The sequence below is a fragment of the Streptomyces sp. 8N114 genome (assembly GCF_052245835.1).
GTDB lineage: Bacteria > Actinomycetota > Actinomycetes > Streptomycetales > Streptomycetaceae > Streptomyces.
Map to the genome: position 1 here is coordinate 147,795 of NZ_JBQQBT010000015.1, position 17,397 is coordinate 165,191.

Consider the following 17,397-nt stretch of genomic DNA (forward strand, 5'->3'; position numbering starts at 1 on the left):
CCGACCGCGGTCCCGCAATGCGACCGCGGCTCCGCTATCCGACCGCGACCCCGAACAGGGCGCCCAGCCCGTAGGTGACCGCCGCAGCCGCCGCGCCGAGAGCCAGCTGGCGCGCTCCGCTGAACCACCACGTCCGGGCCGTCACCCGCGCGACGACAGCCCCGCAGACGAACAGCCCCAGCAGCGCGAGCAGCACGGCGGGCCACAGCGCGGTGGTGCCGAAGAGGTACGGCAGCACGGGCAGTACGGCGCCCAGCGCGAAGGACAGGAACGAGGAGACGGCCGCGACGGTCGGTGAGGGCAGGTCGGTGGGGTCGACGCCCAGCTCTTCCCTGGCGTGTATCTCCAGCGCCTGCTCCGGGTCGCGGTGCAGCTGCCGCGCGACCTTCATGGCCAGGCCGGGGTCGACGCCGCGCGACTCGTACAGGGCGGCCAGTTCCCTGACCTCCTCGCGCGGGCTGCGCCGCAGCTCGCGGCGTTCGATCTCCAGCTCGGCCTGGACGAGTTCGCGCTGCGAGGCGACGGAGGTGTACTCACCGGCGGCCATCGAGAAGGCGCCGGCCGCGAGCCCGGCGAGACCGGCGATGACGATGGTCTGGGAGGAGGCGGCGCTGCCCGCCACGCCGGTCATCAGACCGAGGTTGGAGACCAGCCCGTCCATCGCACCGAAGACGGCGGGCCGCAGCCAGCCGCCGTTGACGTCGCGGTGGGTGTGGTTGTCGCGGTGCGCGACATGGGTCGGGTCGGTGACTCCGGCTTGGGACATGGCCCGTACGGCTCCTTCACTTCGAACAGCAGGCGCAGGTGTGCACCCGCTGTTCGAATCGTAGGCACCAAGTCCCTTCCGCTGCCAGCAAGGAAGGCCGAACTTACCCCCCTGACCTGGGGTTTTCCTCCGGGCCCTGCTGATCTCGGGCGGTGGCCGTACGCATCGCCGCCTCCAGCTCGTCATGGACCAGGTCCTCGCGGTCCAGCCGGCCGGTCCGGTAGGCGGCGCGGCCCACCATGTGCGCGGCCACCGGTGCGGTCAGCAGCTGGAAGAGGCCCACCAGCAGCAGGGTGCACAGGTCGATGGGGCTGCGCAGCCACAGCCCGGCGCCGATCAGCACGAGCAGCAGACCGAACGACTGCGGCTTGGTCGCGGCGTGCATCCGGGTCAGCACGTCCGGCAGCCGCAGCAGCCCGATCCCGGCCAGCAGACACAACACGGCGCCCGCCAGCATGCACAAGGCGCCCGCCGCATCGGCCACGACGATCCAGCTCATGGGGCCTCGTCCTCCTCGCCGATCCGTTCCTCGCCGATCCGTTCCTCGCCGGTGCCCTCACTCTCGTCCACGTCCTCGGTCCCGGCCTCGTCGCGCAGCGCCATGAAGCGCGCGACGCCGACCGAGCCGGTGAATCCGAGGAAGGAGAGGACGAGGAGAACGGGCAGGTAGAAGGAGTTTCCCGCGATCGCGGACTGGAGTCCGATACCGGCCATCACCACGGCGACCAGCGCGTCGAGGGCGACAGCGCGGTCCAGCGTCGAGGGCCCGCGCACCAGCCGCAGGGTGACCATCAGCCCGGCGGCCAGCAGCAGCCCCGCGATCACCGACGAGGTCACCTCGAAGGCCGCCGAGCCGGGAGCCGCTGTCACCGCCACCGCCCGAACACCTCCTCGGCCGCCTCGGAGGCACGGATCGCCGTGACGTCGGCGGCGGTGCCGAAAGCCTCCACGACGCGGGTCTCCAGGCGCAGCGCGTCCCGCCGGGCGCGCGCCTGCTCCTCCTCCCGTTCGCCGCCGAGCACATGCAGATAGAGGGTGCCCGAGCGGCGGTCGACCTCCAGGACGGTGCTGCCGGGCACGGCGGTGACCGCAACGGCGGTGGCGGTCAGCATCAGGTCGCCGGGGCAGCGCATCTTCACCGCGAGCACGGCACAGCGCGGGCGGGTGGGCGCGAGGATGAAGCGGTTGATCCGCCAGCTGGAGACGACCATGTCCAGCGCGAACCGCACGACGAACCGCAGGACGCCGAGCGGATGCAGGCGGGCCTGCTTCTCGATGGGCGGCAGCGGGAAGACGAGCACCACCAGCAGCGCGACCAGTACCCCGGTCACGACGTTGGCCGGAGTGGGGGTTCCCCACAGCAGCAGCCACAGCAGGGTGAGGCCGAGCACCATGGGCCACTGGGTGGCGCGCAACCGGCTGGTCCCGGGGAGCCGTTGAGGGGCCGTCATCTCTTCAGCACCGCCTCCACATAGGGGCTGCGCGCCAGCAGTTCGTCGGCCGCGCGGTCGGTCAGTCCGAACAGCGGGCCCGCGAGCACGGTGAAGGCCAGCCCGAACACCACGAGGGCCGCGGTGGCGCCGGCCATGCTGACGGGGAGCGAGCTGCTGGTGGTGATCTCCTGGCCGCCGAAGGTGGCCGTCACCCGCCGTGGCACCAGCACTCTGAGTCCCCCGGGCCAGTCGCCGACACCGCCGGGCGGCGTCGCCCGGGCGGCACCGGAGGGTTCCTCTTCCTCCTCCGTCGATTCCAGCACCGTCCCCGTCGCGCACATCTCGGGCGTGGGAGCGCGCCAGAAGGCCACGTTCCACGCCTTGGACAGCGCGTACAGGGTGAGGAGGCTGGTGACCGTGCCGCCCGCCACCAGTACGTAGGCGAGTACCCCGCCGTCGTCCACCCCGGCCCGCAGCAGCCCGAGCTTGCCGAGGAAGCCGGAGAGCGGAGGGATGCCGGCGAGGTTCAAGGCGGGGACGAAGAACAGCACGGCCAGCAGCGGGGAGAGACGCGCCAGGCCCCCGAGGCTCTGGAGGTCGGTCGTCCCGCTGCGGCGCTCGATCAGCCCGGCGACGAGGAAGAGGGTCGTCTGCACGGTGATGTGGTGGGCGACGTAGAACACCGCGCCGGAGATGCCGCCGGGGCTGCCCAGTCCGATCCCGAAGATCATGTACCCCATGTGACTGACGAGGGTGAAGGAGAGCAGCCGCTTCAGGTCGGTCTGCGAGACGGCACCGAGGATGCCGACGAGAAGCGACAGCAGCGCCAGGACCATCAGGACGGTGCCGATCCGTGGCCCGGGGAAGAGCAGCGTCTGCGTACGGAGCATGGCGTAGATGCCGACCTTGGTCAGCAGCCCCGCGAAGACGGCCGTCACCGGCGCCGGAGCCGTGGGATAGGAGTCGGGCAGCCAGGCGGCGAGCGGGAAGACGGCCGCCTTGATGGCGAAGACGCCGAGCAACGCGATCTGGATGACCATCGCGACCCTGGTCGGCAACGCGTCGAGCCGGGCGGGCAGTTGAGCCATGGTGACGGTGCCGGCCGCGGCGTACACCATGGCGACGGCGGCCAGGAACAGCATGGACGACAGCAGTGAGACGACCGCGTAGGTGGCTCCCGCCCGGATCCGCGCCAGGGTGCCGCCGATGGTCATCAGCACATAGCTGGCCGTCAGCATCAGCTCGAAGCCGACGTAGAGGTTGAACAGGTCCCCCGCCAGGAAGGTGTCCGAGACCCCGGCGACCAGCACCAGATAGGAGGGATGGAAGACGGACATCGGGGTGGTCTCGTCGTTGTCCGCCATGCCCTGGCCCACCGAGTAGACGAGCACGCACAGCGTCACGGACGAGGAGATCACCAGCATCAGCGCCGAGAGTCTGTCGGCGACCAGCACGATTCCCACCGGAGGCGCCCACCCCCCGGCATCCATCACCTGCGGCCCGTGCCGATCCGCTGCGATCAGCAGCAGCAGCGAGACGACGAGCACGGCCAGCAGCACGGCAGCACTGATGAAGCGCTGCACGCGTTCGAGTCTGGCGCCGATCGCCAGCTTCAACCCCGCGGCACACAGGGGGAGGATCACCGGCAACGGCACCAGCATCGAGGCCCCACTCATCGCCGCCCTCCCCACCTCATCGGTCCGCGCCCAGGATGGTCTGCCATGGGTCGTCCTCCCCTACGATCTCCTCCGCGCTCTCCTCAGCGCGCGCCTGGCGGGCGCGGAAGGCCCGCGCGTCGGCGCGAGCGCGCCGACGCAGCTCGCGGTACCGGTGGCGGGCCGTGCCCAGCCGCTCGTAGGCGGTGAGCTCCCGGGCCTCACGCTCCTCCTCGTCGCGTGCCAGGGCCCGGTACTCCAGACGCCGCTTGCGGTAGGCGGCGCGCAGCCGCTCGCGCTCCTCGGCGTAGGTGGCGCGGCGGACGACGCGGATGTCCTCGATGTCGTCGGGTACGTCGTCGTTGCCGGAGTGCTGCCAGGAGCGGTAGGCCATGGTCGCCAGGAACGCGGTCAGCGCGAGGGTGATGACGATGGCGGTGAGGATGAACACCTGCGGCAGCGGGTCGGCCATCGTCTTCCGCGCCGAGCCCGGGTAGAGCAGCGCGGCGTTGCCGTCGGGTCCGGAGGTGGCGAGCACCAGGATGTTGACGCCGTTGCCGATCAGGACGGCGCCCAGCAGGATGCGGGTCAGCGGACGGGCCAGCAGCAGTGCCGTACCGGCGGCGAACAGCACTCCGCCGCAGGCCACCAGGGCAACGGTTCCCGTCACGCGGCCCCCTCTCCCGTACCGCCTGAGGCATCCGCGCTGCGGGCACGCTCGCGCTCCAGGCGCCGGTCGATCTCCGAGCCGAGGCTGCGCAGCACATCGAGGACGACGCCGAGTACGAGCAGATAGACGCCGGTGTCGAAGAGCACGGGGCTGGCCGCGTGGAACGGCCCGACGAGCCAGAAGTCGCCGGTGACCTTGCCGGCGGCCAGGACACTGCCGCCCAGCCAGAGCCCGCCGAGTCCGGTGCCGGTGATGATCAGCAGGCCCAGGCCGAGCAGGAAGCCGGCGTCCACGGGCGCTGCCGCCGCCAGCTCCAGCCGACCGCCCGCCAGATAGCGCACGGCCAGCGCGAGTCCGGCGACCAGGCCCGCGGTGAACCCACCGCCGGGCTGGTTCTCGGCGGAGAAGAGCAGATAGAGGGAGAGCACCACGATCGGGTGGAAGACCAGCCGGGCCATCACCTCGAACATCACCGAGCGCCCCTCGGGGGCGAGCGTGGAGCTGGCGGCCAGCCAGGTGCGGCGCGGCGCTACAGCGGAGCCGCTCGGCGGCGGGCGGACCGGCAGCTTCCAGGCATGCCTGCGTCCCGCGGGAAGGCGGTGCGCCCCGGTTTCGGCGGGCTCGGCCGGGCGGTCGAGGGCGACGCTCGCCGAGCCCGGCGCGGTGGCGGACGGTGTCCCGGGCCCCGCGACGGGCGCCGTCGGGGGCGGGCCTCCGGGGTCCTCCGCCCGCGGTACCGGCTGGGCGACCGGCACCCGGGTCCGGCGGCGCAGATAGACGAGGCTGGTGACGCCGACAGCGGCAACGGCGAGCACCGCGGACTCGCCCATGGTGTCCCAGGCGCGCAGGTCCACGAGGGTGGTGGCCACCACGTTCCGGACGCCTTCGTGTTCCGTCGCGGAGAGCAGCTCGGGCCCGGATGGAGGGGCGGTGCGGGCGGCGAGGGAGACGTACAGGAGCCCGGCGATCAGCGCCCCGGCGGCGACCGAGAAGACGAGCTGCACGCTCCGCCGCGTCCGCCACATCCGGCTGCCGTCCGGAAAGCGCGCCGGGAGCCTGCGCAGTACGAGGACGAAGACGGTCAGCGAGACGGTCTCCACCGCGAACTGCGTCAGCGCCAGATCGGGTGCGCCGTGCAGTACGTAGAGGAGCCCGGCGCCGTATCCGGTGACACCCGCGAGGACGGCCGCCTTCAGCCGCTGCTGTGTCACCACACACAGCACGCCGACCCCCGCCACCCCGGCCGCGACGACGAGCTGTGGGACCGAGTCGTACCAGCGTGCCGGGCCCAGCTCCGGCCAGGGGTGACCGGCCACCAGCTGCGCTGTCTGGAAGCCGAACAGCACGACGAGGGCCGTGCCCAGGTATACGGGCAGCGAGCCGCGCTGCACGGCGCCGGTGACCTGGAGCGAAAGCCGCTCCAGCGCCCACAGCGAGCGGGCGAACACCTGGTCGCCGTCGAACTGCGAGAGCCGCTCGCCCAGCGCGGCGAGCGGCCGTCCGGCGAGGAAGAGCGCGACACCCAGCACCCAGGAGAGGGCCGCGAGCCCCAGCGCCACACCCCAGCCGTGCCACAACGCCAGGTGGTAGGGGGCGCCCCGGGTGGGGAACGCGTCGGCGTACCGGGCCAGCAGCGGGTCCAGCCACACCACGCCGGGGCCCAGCGCGAGCCCGGCCAGCGCACACAGCAGGGGCGGTCCCAGCAGCAGCGCCCCGGTCCGAGCACCTTCCGGACAGGTCACCGGGTTCAGCGGCGGGGCGCCGCCTTTGGCGGCGAAGGCCCCCCACAGGAAGCGCAGGGTGTACGCCGTGGTGAGTGCCGACCCCGCGACGACGGCCGCCAGCGTCCACGCCTCCGCCGTCCCGGCGCCCAGCAGCGCCGCGACGGCCGCCTCCTTGCCGGCGAACCCGAGCAGTGGGGGCAACCCCACCATCGACAGCCCGGCGAGTACGGCGACACCGCACAGTGCGGGCAGCGCCCGGCCGACGCCGGAGAGCCGTTCGAGGTCGCGGGTCCCGGTCAGCCGGTCGATGGCGCCGACGACGAGGAAGAGCGGCGCCTTGAACAGCGCGTGCGCCAGGAGCACATCGGCCCCGGCCAGCGCGGTGTCCCTGGTTCCGTCACCGGCCAGAACGGTGATGAAACCGAGCTGGCTGACCGTACCGAAGGCCAGCAGCAGCTTCAGGTCCGTCTCGCGCAGCGCCCGCCAGCCGCCCAGCAGCATCGTCACGCTGCCCAGCACGAGGACCAGCGCCTGCCAGGGCACCACGTCGGCGAAGCCGGGCGCGAGCCGCGCGATCAGATAGACCCCCGCCTTGACCATGGCGGCGGCGTGCAGATACGCGGAGACCGGGGTCGCGGCGGCCATCGCCCCGGGCAGCCAGAAGCTGAACGGCCATACGGCGGACTTGGACAGCGCCCCGACCAGCACCAGCACCACGCCGCCCGACACCAGCGCTCCCCCGCCGGGCGGGTCGGCGAGCAGCTGCGAGATCCGGAAGGTGCGGGCGGCCTGCGCCAGCATCAGGAAGCCGACGAGCATCACCAGCCCGCCGAGCGTGGTGACCAGCAGCGCCTGAAGCGCGGCCCGCCGGTTGGTCCGGTGTTCGGAGCTGTGCCCGATGAGCAGGAACGAGAAGACCGTGGTCAGTTCCCACAGCACGTACAGCACGATCAGATCGTCGGCCAGGACCAGGCCGAGCATGGCCCCGGCGAACGCGGTCAGCGATCCGGCGAAAGCGCCCAGCCGTGGTGCGTCACGGTCGAAGTAGGCCGCGCAGTAGATCATCACCAGTGCGCCGATACCGCCGGCGATCAGCACCATCACCAGCGCGAGCGCGTCACATCGCAGCGCGATGCCGACGCCGAGCGCAGGAATCCAGGCGGTGTGCTCGGTGAGCGCTTCGCCGTCCGCGACCTGGGCGTAGTGTGCCGCCACCCAGCCGGCGGCGCCGGCCGGCACCGCCGCGAGCAGCACAAACGCACGCGGACCGAGCCACCGCACCAGTGGCCCGGCGCAGCACGCTGCCGCGAAGTGGGCGACGATCAACCACAGCACGCACCGAGAATTGCATACATAACCATGCAATTCGGACAGGCTGCTCGCGTTCTGACGAGGGGGTGCCCCTGACTGTCACCCGCAGCCTGCGGGCGCGTCGTGGCTTGTCGCGCAGTTCCCCGCGCCCCTGACGGGGCGCGTCTCCCCTGCGCTGTGCTGCGCTTGGGAGGTCTGCGCCCTGGGGGTACCCCCTGCTCGAAGAGCTTGGGGGAGCAGGGCCGGCAAGCGCAGCCCCCATGCCGGGTACGCAGACTAGGGGGAGGCGGACTCCGAAGACGACGCGGACTCCGAGGACGACTCGGGCTCCTTCGATGAGGGCCCCGCGGACGCGGAATCCGCACCGTCAACGTCCGGCTCGACAACCTCCTCGCGGCCGGGCCGCTTCTTCGCGGAGAGGACGAAATAGACCACCGCTGCCAGGAAAACGAGAAGCGCCGTCCAGTTGTTCAGCCGCATGCCGAGCACATGGTGCGCGTCGTCCACCCGCAGGTACTCGGTCCAGAAGCGCCCCGCCGTGTACCCGGCCACATAGACCGCGAACGCCCGTCCGTGCCCGAGCCGGAACCGCCGGTCCGCCCAGATGACCAGCAGCGCGACACCGATGCACCACAGCGACTCGTACAGGAAGGTCGGGTGGTACGTCGCCAGATCAGGGGTGTCGACCGGCCGGTGCTCCGGGTCGATCTTGAGGGCCCACGGCAGATCGGTGGGCCGCCCGTACAGCTCCTGGTTGAACCAGTTGCCCCACCGGCCCAGCGCCTGCGCCAGCACGATGCCCGGCGCCACGGCGTCCGCGTAGGCGGGCAGCGCGATGCCACGGCGGCGGCAGCCGATCCAGGCACCGAGGGCACCGAGTGCGATGGCGCCCCAGATGCCCAGCCCGCCGTCCCAGATACGGAGGGCGTCGACGGGGTTACGGCCCTCGCCGAAGTAGAGCTGATAGTCGGTGATGACGTGGTACAGCCGGCCGCCGACGAGGCCGAACGGTACGGCCCACACGGCGATGTCGGCGACCGTACCCGGCCGCCCGCCCCGCGCGACCCACCGGCGCCCGCCGAGCCAGACCGCGGCGAAGACGCCGAGGATGATGCAGAGCGCGTAACCGCGCAGCGGGAGCGGCCCGAGGTGAATCTCACCGGCCGATGGACTGGGGATAAAGGCAAGGGTCTCCATGGCGAACCCGACGCTACCGTGCCCGGCGCCACGCCGGACAATCACCCCGCACAACGGCTGGATAACGCCGCGCCCCGAAGGGGCGCGGGGAACTGCGCGCCCAGCCACGACGCACCGGCAGCCCGCGCGCTTCGGAAAGGGGCACCCCTTACCCGGAACAACGGAGGGGCGCCGCAAGATCCGCGGGCAAGCCCTAACTCTTCGCCGCAACCAACTTCCGCAGCCGCGCCGGGGTCAACGGGTTCGCCTGGTCACTGAAGACGTCCTTGCCGTTCAGCAGAACGGTCGGCGTCCCCTGATGCCCGGACTTACGAAACTCCGCGTCGGAGCGCTTCACCCAGTCGTCGTGCCGACCGCTGGTCACGCACTGCTTGAACCCGTGATCGGCCAACCCGTCCACCTTCCCGGCCAGTTCGATCAGCCGCCCGGTACTGGCGAACGCGTCCTCCTCCTCGCCGGGCTGGTTGCGGTACAGCACATCGTGGTACTGGGCGAACTTCCCCTTGTCCCTGGCGCACGCCGCCGCGTTGGCCGCCTCGTGGGAGCCCCGGCCGCCCATGTTCGAGTCGATGAGTGTCACCAGGTGGTACTCGGCCTTGAGCTTGCCCGCCCGCTGCAGGCTCTTGATCGTGCTCCGGAATGCGTTCTCGAACTGGCCGCACGCCGGGCAGCGGAAGTCCTCGTAGACCGTGAGCTTGGCCGGGGCGCTGCGCTGCCCCACCGTGACCGGCTTCGCCGACTGGCTGCCCTCCTCGTCGCCGCCCTGGCTGGCCACGGTGGCACCGATGCCGGTGGCCGCGGCGAGTACGCCGACGACCAGCGCGCCCACCTTGAGCGAGCGCCGCCTGCGCTCGGCCGCCTTGTCCCGCTCCCGCTCGGCCCGCAGGCGCTCGCGGGCAGAGCGCTTGCCGTCGTCCTTGCTGTTCTGGCTCATCACGTCCGACCCAACGAGAGGGCTCCGTCTCGATGAGCTCACAGCACCCTTTTTCCCCCAAAAGGGATGGCCCCCCGAACGTCGCCGGGGGGCCGTTACCGCTACCGGCGGACGCCCTCCGCGAGCGCCGTGGCGAGCTCCCGTACGTCGTCGAGGCCCGCCTCGAGGCTGTCGGCGTCGAGCAGCCGCTTGACGAACGCCGAGCCGACGATCACCCCGTCCGCGAAGGCGGCGACCTCCGCGGCCTGCGCGGGGTTGGACACCCCGAGCCCGACGCACACGGGCAGCGAGGTGGTGGACCGCACCCGGCCCACCAGTTCCCGGGCCTCGTTGCCCACCGACTCCCGCGTCCCGGTGACCCCCATCAGCGAGGCGGCGTACACGAAGCCGCTACCCGCTGCGGTGATCCGGGCGAGCCGTGCGTCCTGGCTGCTGGGCGCGACGACGAAGACCGTGCCGAGCCCCGCCTGCTCGGCCGCCTTCCGCCAGCCGTCCGACTCCTCGACCGGCAGGTCGGGCAGGATGCACCCGGCGCCGCCGGCCGCCGCCAGCTCCTCGGCGAAGCGTTCGGCGCCGTACCGGTCGACGGGGTTCCAGTACGTCATGACCAGTACCGGCTTTCCGGTGGCGGCGTGCGCCTCGCGGACCGTACGCAGTACGTCCGCGATCCGCACCCCGCCCTCCAGCGCGATGGTGTCGGCCGTCTGGATGATCGGCCCGTCCATCACGGGGTCGCTGTGCGGGAGCCCGACCTCGACCACGTCGCAGCCGCTCTCCAGCAGCGCCGTGCAGGCGGCGATGCCGCCCTCGACGGTGGGGAACCCGGCCGGGAGGTAGCCGACCAGCGCGGCCCGGTTCTCGGCCTTGGCCCGCGCCAGGGTCTCCTGAAGCAGTGCGATGTTTCCGCCGTTGCCGCTCATGCGTGCTCCCCCTCGGCCTTCTCGTCTCCGTCCAGCAGGCCGAAGTACCGCGCGGCCGTGTCCATGTCCTTGTCGCCGCGGCCCGAGAGGTTCACCAGCACGATGCCCTCGTCGCCCAGCTCCTTGCCCAGGTCGAGGGCGCCCGCCAGCGCGTGCGCGCTCTCGATGGCCGGGATGATGCCCTCGGTCCGGGAGAGCAGCCGCAGCGCCCGCATCGCCTGGTCGTCGGTGACAGGGCGGTACTCGCCGCGTCCGCTGTCCTTGAGGAAGGCGTGCTCGGGGCCGATTCCCGGGTAGTCCAGCCCGGCCGAGATCGAGTACGGCTCGGTGATCTGGCCCTCGTCGTCCTGCAGGACGTAACTGCGCGAGCCGTGCAGGATGCCCGGCTCGCCCGCGGTCAGCGTGGCGGCGTGCTCGCCGGACTCCACGCCGTGCCCGGCCGCCTCGAAGCCGACCAGCCGCACGCCGGTGTCCGGCAGGAAGGCATGGAAGAGCCCGATCGCGTTGGAGCCGCCGCCCACGCAGGCGGCGACGGCGTCCGGCAGCCGCCCGGTGCGCTGCAGGATCTGCCGCCGCGCCTCGACGCCGATCACGCGGTGGAAGTCGCGGACGATCTGCGGGAAGGGATGCGGCCCGGCGACCGTGCCGAACAGGTAGTGGGTGGTCTCGACATTGGCGACCCAGTCGCGGAACGCCTCGTTGATGGCGTCCTTGAGCGTGCGGCTGCCCGAGGCGACGGGGACGACCTCGGCGCCGAGCATCCGCATGCGGGCGACGTTCAGCGCCTGCCGCTCGGTGTCGAGCTCGCCCATGTAGATGGTGCACTCGAGCCCGAAGAGGGCGCACGCGGTGGCGGTGGCCACGCCGTGCTGGCCCGCGCCGGTCTCGGCGATGACGCGGGGCTTGCCCATGCGCTTGGTGAGCAGGGCCTGGCCCAGTACGTTGTTGATCTTGTGCGAGCCGGTGTGGTTGAGGTCCTCGCGCTTGAGGAAGACGCGGGCGCCGCCCGCGTGCTCGGCGAACCGCGTCACCTCGGTGAGGGCGCTGGGCCGGCCGGTGTAGTTGACGAGCAGCTCGTCGAGCTCGGCGGCGAAGGCGGGGTCGGCCTTCGCCTTCTCGTACTCGGCGGCCACCTCGTCGACCGCGGCGACCAGCGCCTCGGGGATGAACTTGCCGCCGAACGCGCCGAAATATCCGGCAGCGCTGGGGATTTGACCCTCCGGGTCAGGAATGAAGTAGTCGGACGACATACCGACGGTGCTCCTTGCGAGTGGGCTGACGTGATGGCACTGTCCCCGGCTCGCCGCCCGCCCTGGTGAGGGACGCTCCCTCGGAAAGGGTGCGCCCTCAGCCGGGAACGGCAGCGAAGGGGAAGGTCAGCGCCATCGACGGCCGCGGATCACACCCGGCTCGCACCCGATGTGATACCGGACCGACCGTCCCCGCACGCGCCGCGCAGGCGCCCGGCACCCGCGCGGCCGGCACCCGCGCGCCAGCGCGAGGGAGCACAGGGAGACGACGGCGGCCATGGGGCGTCAGCCCCTCCCGCCGTGCCGCAGCGCCGGGTGGGCGCCCGCGGCGACGAGGTCGGAGACCGCGGTCTTCGGGTCCTTGCCGGTGACCAGCGACTCCCCCACCAGGACGGCGTCGGCCCCCTCGTTCGCGTACGCGATCAGATCGTGCGGGCCCCGGACGCCGGACTCGGCGATCTTGACGACGTGGTCGGGGATCTCGGGGGCGATCCGGGTGAAGTTGCTCCGGTCCACCTCGAGGGTCTTCAGGTTCCGCGCGTTGACGCCGACGATCTTCGCCCCGGCCTCCAGCGCCCGCTCGGCCTCCTCCTCGTCGTGCACCTCGACCAGCGGGGTGAGTCCGATGGACTCGGCGCGCTCGATCAGGGAGACGAGCGCCTCCTGCTCCAGCGCGGCGACGATCAGCAGCACGAGGTCGGCGCCGTGCGCACGGGCCTCCCACAGCTGGTAGGAGGAGAAGATGAAGTCCTTGCGCAGGACGGGGATGTCGACGCGGGCGCGTACGGCTTCGAGGTCGGCCAGCGAGCCGCCGAAGCGGCGGCGTTCGGTGAGGACGGAGATCACGGCAGCGCCGCCCGCCTCGTAGTCGGCGGCGAGCCCGGCCGGATCGGCGATGGCCGCCAGCGCGCCCTTGGACGGGCTGGAGCGCTTGACCTCGCAGATCACCCGCACTCCGGCCGTGCTGTCGCCCTTGAGCGCCGCGAGCCCGTCCTTGACCTGGGGCGCCTGGGCCGCGCGCTCCTTGAGCTCCTCGAGGCTGACGCGCGCCTGCCGCTCGGCGAGGTCCTCACGCACGCCTTCGATGATCTCGTCGAGCACACTCACCGAGCGGCCTCCTTGCTGGCTGGGGTGGGGCACTGTGATGGTATCCGCCGCAGCGCGGAGGTCCCGCATCCGGTTGAACACGGTCCCATATAGCGGACAAATCACCGCCCCGGTGGCCGTTCGGTCGGGGCCGGTCAGGGAGTCAGCCCGCTGCCGAGGGGCGTATTCCGGACAACCGTGAAAAGCACCAGCAGCGCCCCTGCGGCCCACCCGTGCCAGGCCCGCAGGCGTACCGGGAAGGAGTACGCGCGGGCCCGTACCGCGCGGGCGCTCCAGTGGAGCCAGCCCAGCACGAAGCCGGCGAAGAGCAGAACGGCGAGCGCGTTGGCGCCCAGCGCCGTGACCAGGTCCCCGTGGGCGACGGCGTGCGCGCTGCGCAGCCCGCCACAGCCGGGGCAGTACAGCCCGGTGACCGCAAGAAAGGGGCAGGCCGGATAGTGGCCCGGCTGATTGGGGTCGACGGCGGCCACATAGCCGAAAGCCGCGCCCGCCACGGCGAGGGTGCCGAGGGGCGCGGCCAGCCGCGGCACCGCGCCGAGGAGGCGGTGCCGCACCGTCGCGGCGTTCTGCCGTCGGTTCAGGAGTGCGCCTCGGCGCGGCTCTGCTGGTGCCCCTGCTCGTGCGCCAGCTTGTGGGCCCGCGCCTGCTCGGCCGTCATCCCCTTGGACTTCGACTGGCCGAGCCCCGCCGCCCGCATGATGCCGCCGATCACAGCGCCGGCGCCGATGACCACCAGCCCTCCGATCACGCCGACGGGCTGCGCCAGCACCGTGAAGGCGGAGGCGACGCAGAAACCGACGAAGGCGATGATCGAGCCGGTCCAGGCGGCCGGGGTGTGTCCGTGGCTGTGCGCCATGAATGCTCCTTGAGTCACAACATGAGGTGGGGCCACCCGGCCCGTTCGCCGCCCATTGTCTCTCGTCCGCCCCCACCCGCCACCGCGGGGGTGGCGCCCCGAAGGGGCGCGGGGAACTGCGCGAGCAACCACAACGCACCCGCAGCCCGCTGACAACAGCCAGGGGCACCCCCTTCCCGGAAAACCGGCAGACGCCTCAGGCGGCGCCGTGAGTGGGGTCCTCCCCCCGATCCAGGGCCTTCCACAAATCCTCGGGGCGATCAGGATCAACCCGCTGAGGCCCGCGCGCAGCGCGCTGCGCGGCCCGCTGCCGCAACGGAGCGCGCTCATAACGCGCGCTGCCGGACATCGACGGCCACCCACTCCCATAGCGGAGCGCCAACAGCCCCGCGACCAGGAGCAGCGCACCGCCCGCTGCCGAGACGTACGGCCAGGCGGTGACGGTGACGACATCGCCGAGCCCACTGCCCGACAGGCCACTGGTCTTGGCAGCCTCAGCGGCAAGCGCCTCCGTATCGTCGGCCCCGAGCAGCGCGGAGGCCAGCACGGCGGCGCCGCACAGGGTGAGCAGCCCCGCGACGACACGGCGTCCAGTGCGGCGTACGGCGAAGACGGCGACGAGTGCGGCGAGGCCGACCAGCGCCAGTGCGCTGGGCAGGCCGGTGACATCGCTGCCCTCGGCGCTGACCGGCACCTCGCCGGAGGCGAACTTCGCCGTGGACTCGCTCCACGTCTGCCCTGCGGAGACCAGCGCGAGGGCGGCACCCACGGCGCCGCTCAGCAGTGCGACCGCCAGCAAGGTGCGAGCGGGGGCTGAAGAAGTCACCCCTCCACGCTACCCCCGAGCCGTTCGGCGGTACGGACCGCCCTCAGCACCGCAGCGGCCTTGTTGGCGCACTCGGTGTCCTCGGCCGCCGGGTCGGAGTCGGCGACGACACCGGCACCGGCCTGGACGTACGCGGTCCCGTCGCGCAGCAGCGCGGTGCGGATCGCGATGGCGGTGTCGGAGTCGCCCGCGAAGTCGAGATATCCGACACAGCCGCCGTAGACCCCGCGCTTGGTGGGCTCGAGCTCCTCGATGATCTGGAGTGCGCGCGGCTTGGGCGCTCCGGAGAGGGTGCCGGCCGGGAAACAGGCGGTGAGCGCGTCGAACGCCGTACGCCCCTCGGCCAGTTGGCCCGTGACGGTCGAGACGATGTGCATCACATGGCTGTAGCGCTCGATCGACATGAAGTCGACGACCTCGACGCTGCCCGGCTCGCAGACCCGTCCCAGGTCGTTGCGGCCCAGGTCCACCAGCATCAGATGCTCGGCCCGCTCCTTGGGGTCGGCCAGCAGCTCCTCCGCCAGCGCGGTGTCCTCGCCCGGAGTGGCGCCGCGCGGCCGGGTACCGGCGATGGGGTGCATCATCGCGCGGCCGTCCTCCACCTTGACCAGCGCCTCGGGGCTGGAGCCGACGATGTCGAAGCCCTCGAAGCGCAGCAGATACATGTACGGGCTGGGATTGGTGGCCCGCAGCACCCGGTAGACGTCCAGCGCGCTCGCTTCGCAGCGGGCCTCGAACCGCTGCGAGGGCACCACCTGGAACGCCTCACCGCCGCGGATCCGCTCCTTGATGTCCTCGACCCAGTCCTGGTACGTGGCGCCGCCCGACCTGGCCTCGAACACGGGCAGTTCGGACGGCGGCAGCGCCACCGGCTCGACGGGCGCGGGGCGCGCGAGGTCGGCGGCCATCGCGTCCAGCCGCCGTACGGCGTCGGCGTGCGCCTCGTCGACGCCGGTGTCCAGGTCGTTGTGGTTGATCGCGTTGGCGATGAGCAGCACGGTGCCGTCGCGGTGGTCGAGGACGGCGAGGTCGGAGGTGAGCAGCATCGTCAGCTCCGGCAGCCCGAGGTCGTCCACCGTGTCCGGGTGGTGGCCGACCTTCTCCAGCCGCTGGACGATGTCGTACCCGAGGTAGCCGACCATGCCGCCGGTGAACGGCGGCAGATCGCTGCCCTGGTGCAGGTCGCGCGGGGTATGCAGGGCTTCGACCGTCTCGCGGAGCGCGGCGAGCGGATCGCCTTCCGTGGGTACGCCGACGGGCGGGGTGCCCTGCCAGTGAGCCTGGCCGTCGCGCACGGTCAGCGCGGCGTCGCTGCGTACGCCGATGAAGGAGTACCGCGACCAGGTACGGCCGTTCTCCGCGGACTCCAGCAGAAAGGTGCCGGGGCGTTCCGCGGCGAGCTTGCGGTACAGGGCGATGGGGGTGTCGCCGTCCGCCAGCAGGCGGCGGGTCACCGGGATGACCCGCCGGTCCTTGGCGAGCGTGCGGAAGGTTGCGAGGTCAGGCGCCGTCATGGCCCCTCACCCTACTGGTCCGCCGGCAGCAGCACGTCGGCGTCGAAGCAGGTCCGCCTGCCCGTGTGACAGGCGGCGCCGATCTGGTCGACCTTCACCAGCACCGTGTCCGCGTCGCAGTCGAGCGCCACGGACTTGACCAACTGCACATGCCCCGAGGTGTCGCCCTTGACCCAGTACTCGCCGCGGCTCCGGCTCCAGTAGGTGGCCCGCCCGGAGGTGAGCGTGCGGCGCAGCGCCTCGTCGTCCATCCACCCCAGCATCAGCACCTCCCCGGTGTCGTACTGCTGGGCGACGGCGGGCACCAGCCCGTCCGCATTGCGCTTGAGCCGGGCGGCGACGGCAGGGTCGAGAGTGGTCTCCTGGGACATGGCTCCATTGTCCCGCACCGTCGCGCCTCTCCCTGCGACGCCGCACGCCTGTACGGGCCCGCCGGGCACGGCGCGCTCATGCCTGGGCACCCACAGCTCCCCGCTCTTGTGGTGCCCGCCGTACGCTTGCGGACATGTCGACCCATGCGAAGCGTGAACGCCTGTTGCTCGCCGATCTCTTGGAGACGCACGGCCCCGAGGCCCCCACCCTGTGCGAGGGGTGGAAGGCCCGGGACCTGGCCGCGCACCTCGTCGTACGGGAGCGCCGCAGCGACGCGGCGGGCGGCCTGCTGATCAAGCAGCTGGCGTCCCGGCTGGAGCGGGTGCAGGGCGAGTTCGCGGCCAAGCCGTATGAAGAGCTCATCCAGCTCATCCGTTCCGGACCGCCGCGGATGTCGCCCTTCGCGCTCAAACAGGTGGACGAGGCGGCCAACACGGTCGAGTTCTTCGTCCACGCCGAGGACGTGCGCCGCGCGCAGCCCGACTGGACCCCGCGCGAGCTGGACCCCGTCTTCGAGGACGCGCTGTGGCGGCGTCTGGAGACCGCGGCCCGGATGTACGGCCGCAAGTCGCCGGTCGGCCTGGTGCTGCGGCGGCCCAACGGGCAGACGGCCGTCGCCAACCGCGGCACGCCTGTCGTCACCGCCGTCGGGGCCCCCTCGGAGCTGCTGCTGTTCGCCTTCGGCCGGCAGGAGCAGGCGGATGTGGAGCTGGACGGCGACAAGGACGCCGTCGCGCGGCTGACGCAGGCGAATCTGGGCCTCTAGCGCCGGGGAGGGGGTGCCCCTGCCCGTCGTCCGCGGACTGCGGGTGGCGTTGTGACTGTGGGGGCACCTCCCGGCCGGAGGCTGGGGGACTCCGGC

19 protein-coding genes are annotated in these 17,397 nt (G+C 72.1%); 1 reads left to right on the plus strand and 18 read right to left on the minus strand.

Translation table 11 applies throughout. From position 1 onward, the window contains the following. Positions 1 to 34: 34 nt before the first annotated feature. The 18 genes from ACTWQF_RS26245 to hisI all read right to left on the minus strand — a co-directional run bounded on the left by ACTWQF_RS26245 (position 35) and on the right by hisI (position 16,534). On the minus strand, positions 35 to 766 hold the full coding sequence (locus ACTWQF_RS26245; protein WP_443282152.1) for a VIT1/CCC1 transporter family protein: 732 nt from the start codon (positions 764 to 766) through the stop codon (positions 35 to 37). Between the two features lie 103 nt (positions 767 to 869). Next, on the minus strand, positions 870 to 1,265 hold the full coding sequence (gene mnhG, locus ACTWQF_RS26250) for a monovalent cation/H(+) antiporter subunit G (protein ID WP_443282153.1): 396 nt from the start codon (positions 1,263 to 1,265) through the stop codon (positions 870 to 872). After that, entirely contained in the window at positions 1,262 to 1,642 is a 381-nt protein-coding gene (locus tag ACTWQF_RS26255; protein WP_443282154.1) for a monovalent cation/H+ antiporter complex subunit F, read from the minus strand. Before ACTWQF_RS26255 ends, mnhG begins: the two co-directional genes overlap by 4 nt. After that, entirely contained in the window at positions 1,633 to 2,217 is a 585-nt protein-coding gene (locus ACTWQF_RS26260) for a Na+/H+ antiporter subunit E (protein ID WP_443282155.1), read from the minus strand. The genes ACTWQF_RS26255 and ACTWQF_RS26260 overlap by 10 nt, the downstream gene beginning before the upstream one ends. Beyond that, on the minus strand, positions 2,214 to 3,875 hold the full coding sequence (locus ACTWQF_RS26265; protein WP_443282156.1) for a Na+/H+ antiporter subunit D: 1,662 nt from the start codon (positions 3,873 to 3,875) through the stop codon (positions 2,214 to 2,216). Before ACTWQF_RS26265 ends, ACTWQF_RS26260 begins: the two co-directional genes overlap by 4 nt. A gap of 16 nt (positions 3,876 to 3,891) precedes the next feature. Further along, on the minus strand, positions 3,892 to 4,524 hold the full coding sequence (locus ACTWQF_RS26270) for a Na(+)/H(+) antiporter subunit C (protein ID WP_443282157.1): 633 nt from the start codon (positions 4,522 to 4,524) through the stop codon (positions 3,892 to 3,894). After that, positions 4,521 to 7,583 carry a Na+/H+ antiporter subunit A gene (locus tag ACTWQF_RS26275; protein ID WP_443282158.1) on the minus strand — a complete coding sequence of 1,021 codons (3,063 nt, stop codon included), beginning with the start codon at positions 7,581 to 7,583 and terminating at the stop codon, positions 4,521 to 4,523. Before ACTWQF_RS26275 ends, ACTWQF_RS26270 begins: the two co-directional genes overlap by 4 nt. 252 nt (positions 7,584 to 7,835) lie before the next feature. Next, positions 7,836 to 8,756, minus strand: coding sequence for a prolipoprotein diacylglyceryl transferase (gene lgt, locus ACTWQF_RS26280; RefSeq protein ID WP_443282159.1), 921 nt, complete (start codon positions 8,754 to 8,756; stop codon positions 7,836 to 7,838). A 193-nt stretch (positions 8,757 to 8,949) separates the two neighbouring features. Continuing rightward, on the minus strand, positions 8,950 to 9,690 hold the full coding sequence (locus tag ACTWQF_RS26285) for a DsbA family protein (RefSeq protein ID WP_443282160.1): 741 nt from the start codon (positions 9,688 to 9,690) through the stop codon (positions 8,950 to 8,952). A gap of 101 nt (positions 9,691 to 9,791) precedes the next feature. Then, on the minus strand, positions 9,792 to 10,610 hold the full coding sequence (gene trpA, locus ACTWQF_RS26290; protein ID WP_443282161.1) for a tryptophan synthase subunit alpha: 819 nt from the start codon (positions 10,608 to 10,610) through the stop codon (positions 9,792 to 9,794). Continuing rightward, positions 10,607 to 11,860: a tryptophan synthase subunit beta gene (gene trpB, locus ACTWQF_RS26295; RefSeq protein ID WP_443282162.1), complete on the minus strand. Its 1,254-nt coding sequence runs from the start codon at positions 11,858 to 11,860 to the stop codon at positions 10,607 to 10,609. The genes trpA and trpB overlap by 4 nt, the downstream gene beginning before the upstream one ends. A gap of 126 nt (positions 11,861 to 11,986) precedes the next feature. Then, the gene (trpM, locus tag ACTWQF_RS26300) at positions 11,987 to 12,139 is read right to left on the minus strand and encodes a tryptophan biosynthesis modulator TrpM (protein ID WP_368860579.1); all 153 of its coding nucleotides are present in this window, start codon (positions 12,137 to 12,139) and stop codon (positions 11,987 to 11,989) included. Positions 12,140 to 12,145: 6 nt separating this feature from the next. Beyond that, positions 12,146 to 12,967: an indole-3-glycerol phosphate synthase TrpC gene (gene trpC, locus ACTWQF_RS26305; protein ID WP_443282163.1), complete on the minus strand. Its 822-nt coding sequence runs from the start codon at positions 12,965 to 12,967 to the stop codon at positions 12,146 to 12,148. 134 nt (positions 12,968 to 13,101) lie between these two features. Continuing rightward, positions 13,102 to 13,521 (minus strand): DUF2752 domain-containing protein, encoded by a 420-nt coding sequence (locus ACTWQF_RS26310; RefSeq protein WP_443282164.1) that lies wholly within the window; start codon positions 13,519 to 13,521, stop codon positions 13,102 to 13,104. Positions 13,522 to 13,544: 23 nt separating this feature from the next. Continuing rightward, positions 13,545 to 13,823, minus strand: a complete 279-nt coding sequence (locus tag ACTWQF_RS26315) for an HGxxPAAW family protein (RefSeq protein ID WP_443282165.1) — start codon at positions 13,821 to 13,823, stop codon at positions 13,545 to 13,547. A 196-nt stretch (positions 13,824 to 14,019) separates the two neighbouring features. Further along, positions 14,020 to 14,649, minus strand: coding sequence for a TIGR02234 family membrane protein (locus tag ACTWQF_RS26320; protein WP_443282166.1), 630 nt, complete (start codon positions 14,647 to 14,649; stop codon positions 14,020 to 14,022). Then, complete coding sequence (locus ACTWQF_RS26325) at positions 14,646 to 16,163, minus strand: anthranilate synthase component I (protein ID WP_443282167.1); 1,518 nt, start codon at positions 16,161 to 16,163, stop codon at positions 14,646 to 14,648. Before ACTWQF_RS26325 ends, ACTWQF_RS26320 begins: the two co-directional genes overlap by 4 nt. Positions 16,164 to 16,174: 11 nt before the next feature. Next, positions 16,175 to 16,534, minus strand: coding sequence for a phosphoribosyl-AMP cyclohydrolase (gene hisI / locus ACTWQF_RS26330; protein ID WP_443282168.1), 360 nt, complete (start codon positions 16,532 to 16,534; stop codon positions 16,175 to 16,177). A gap of 134 nt (positions 16,535 to 16,668) precedes the next feature. On the opposite strand from hisI, the gene ACTWQF_RS26335 reads away from it, so the two are divergent. Then, positions 16,669 to 17,301 (plus strand): TIGR03085 family metal-binding protein, encoded by a 633-nt coding sequence (locus ACTWQF_RS26335; RefSeq protein WP_443282169.1) that lies wholly within the window; start codon positions 16,669 to 16,671, stop codon positions 17,299 to 17,301. Positions 17,302 to 17,397: the final 96 nt, after the last annotated feature.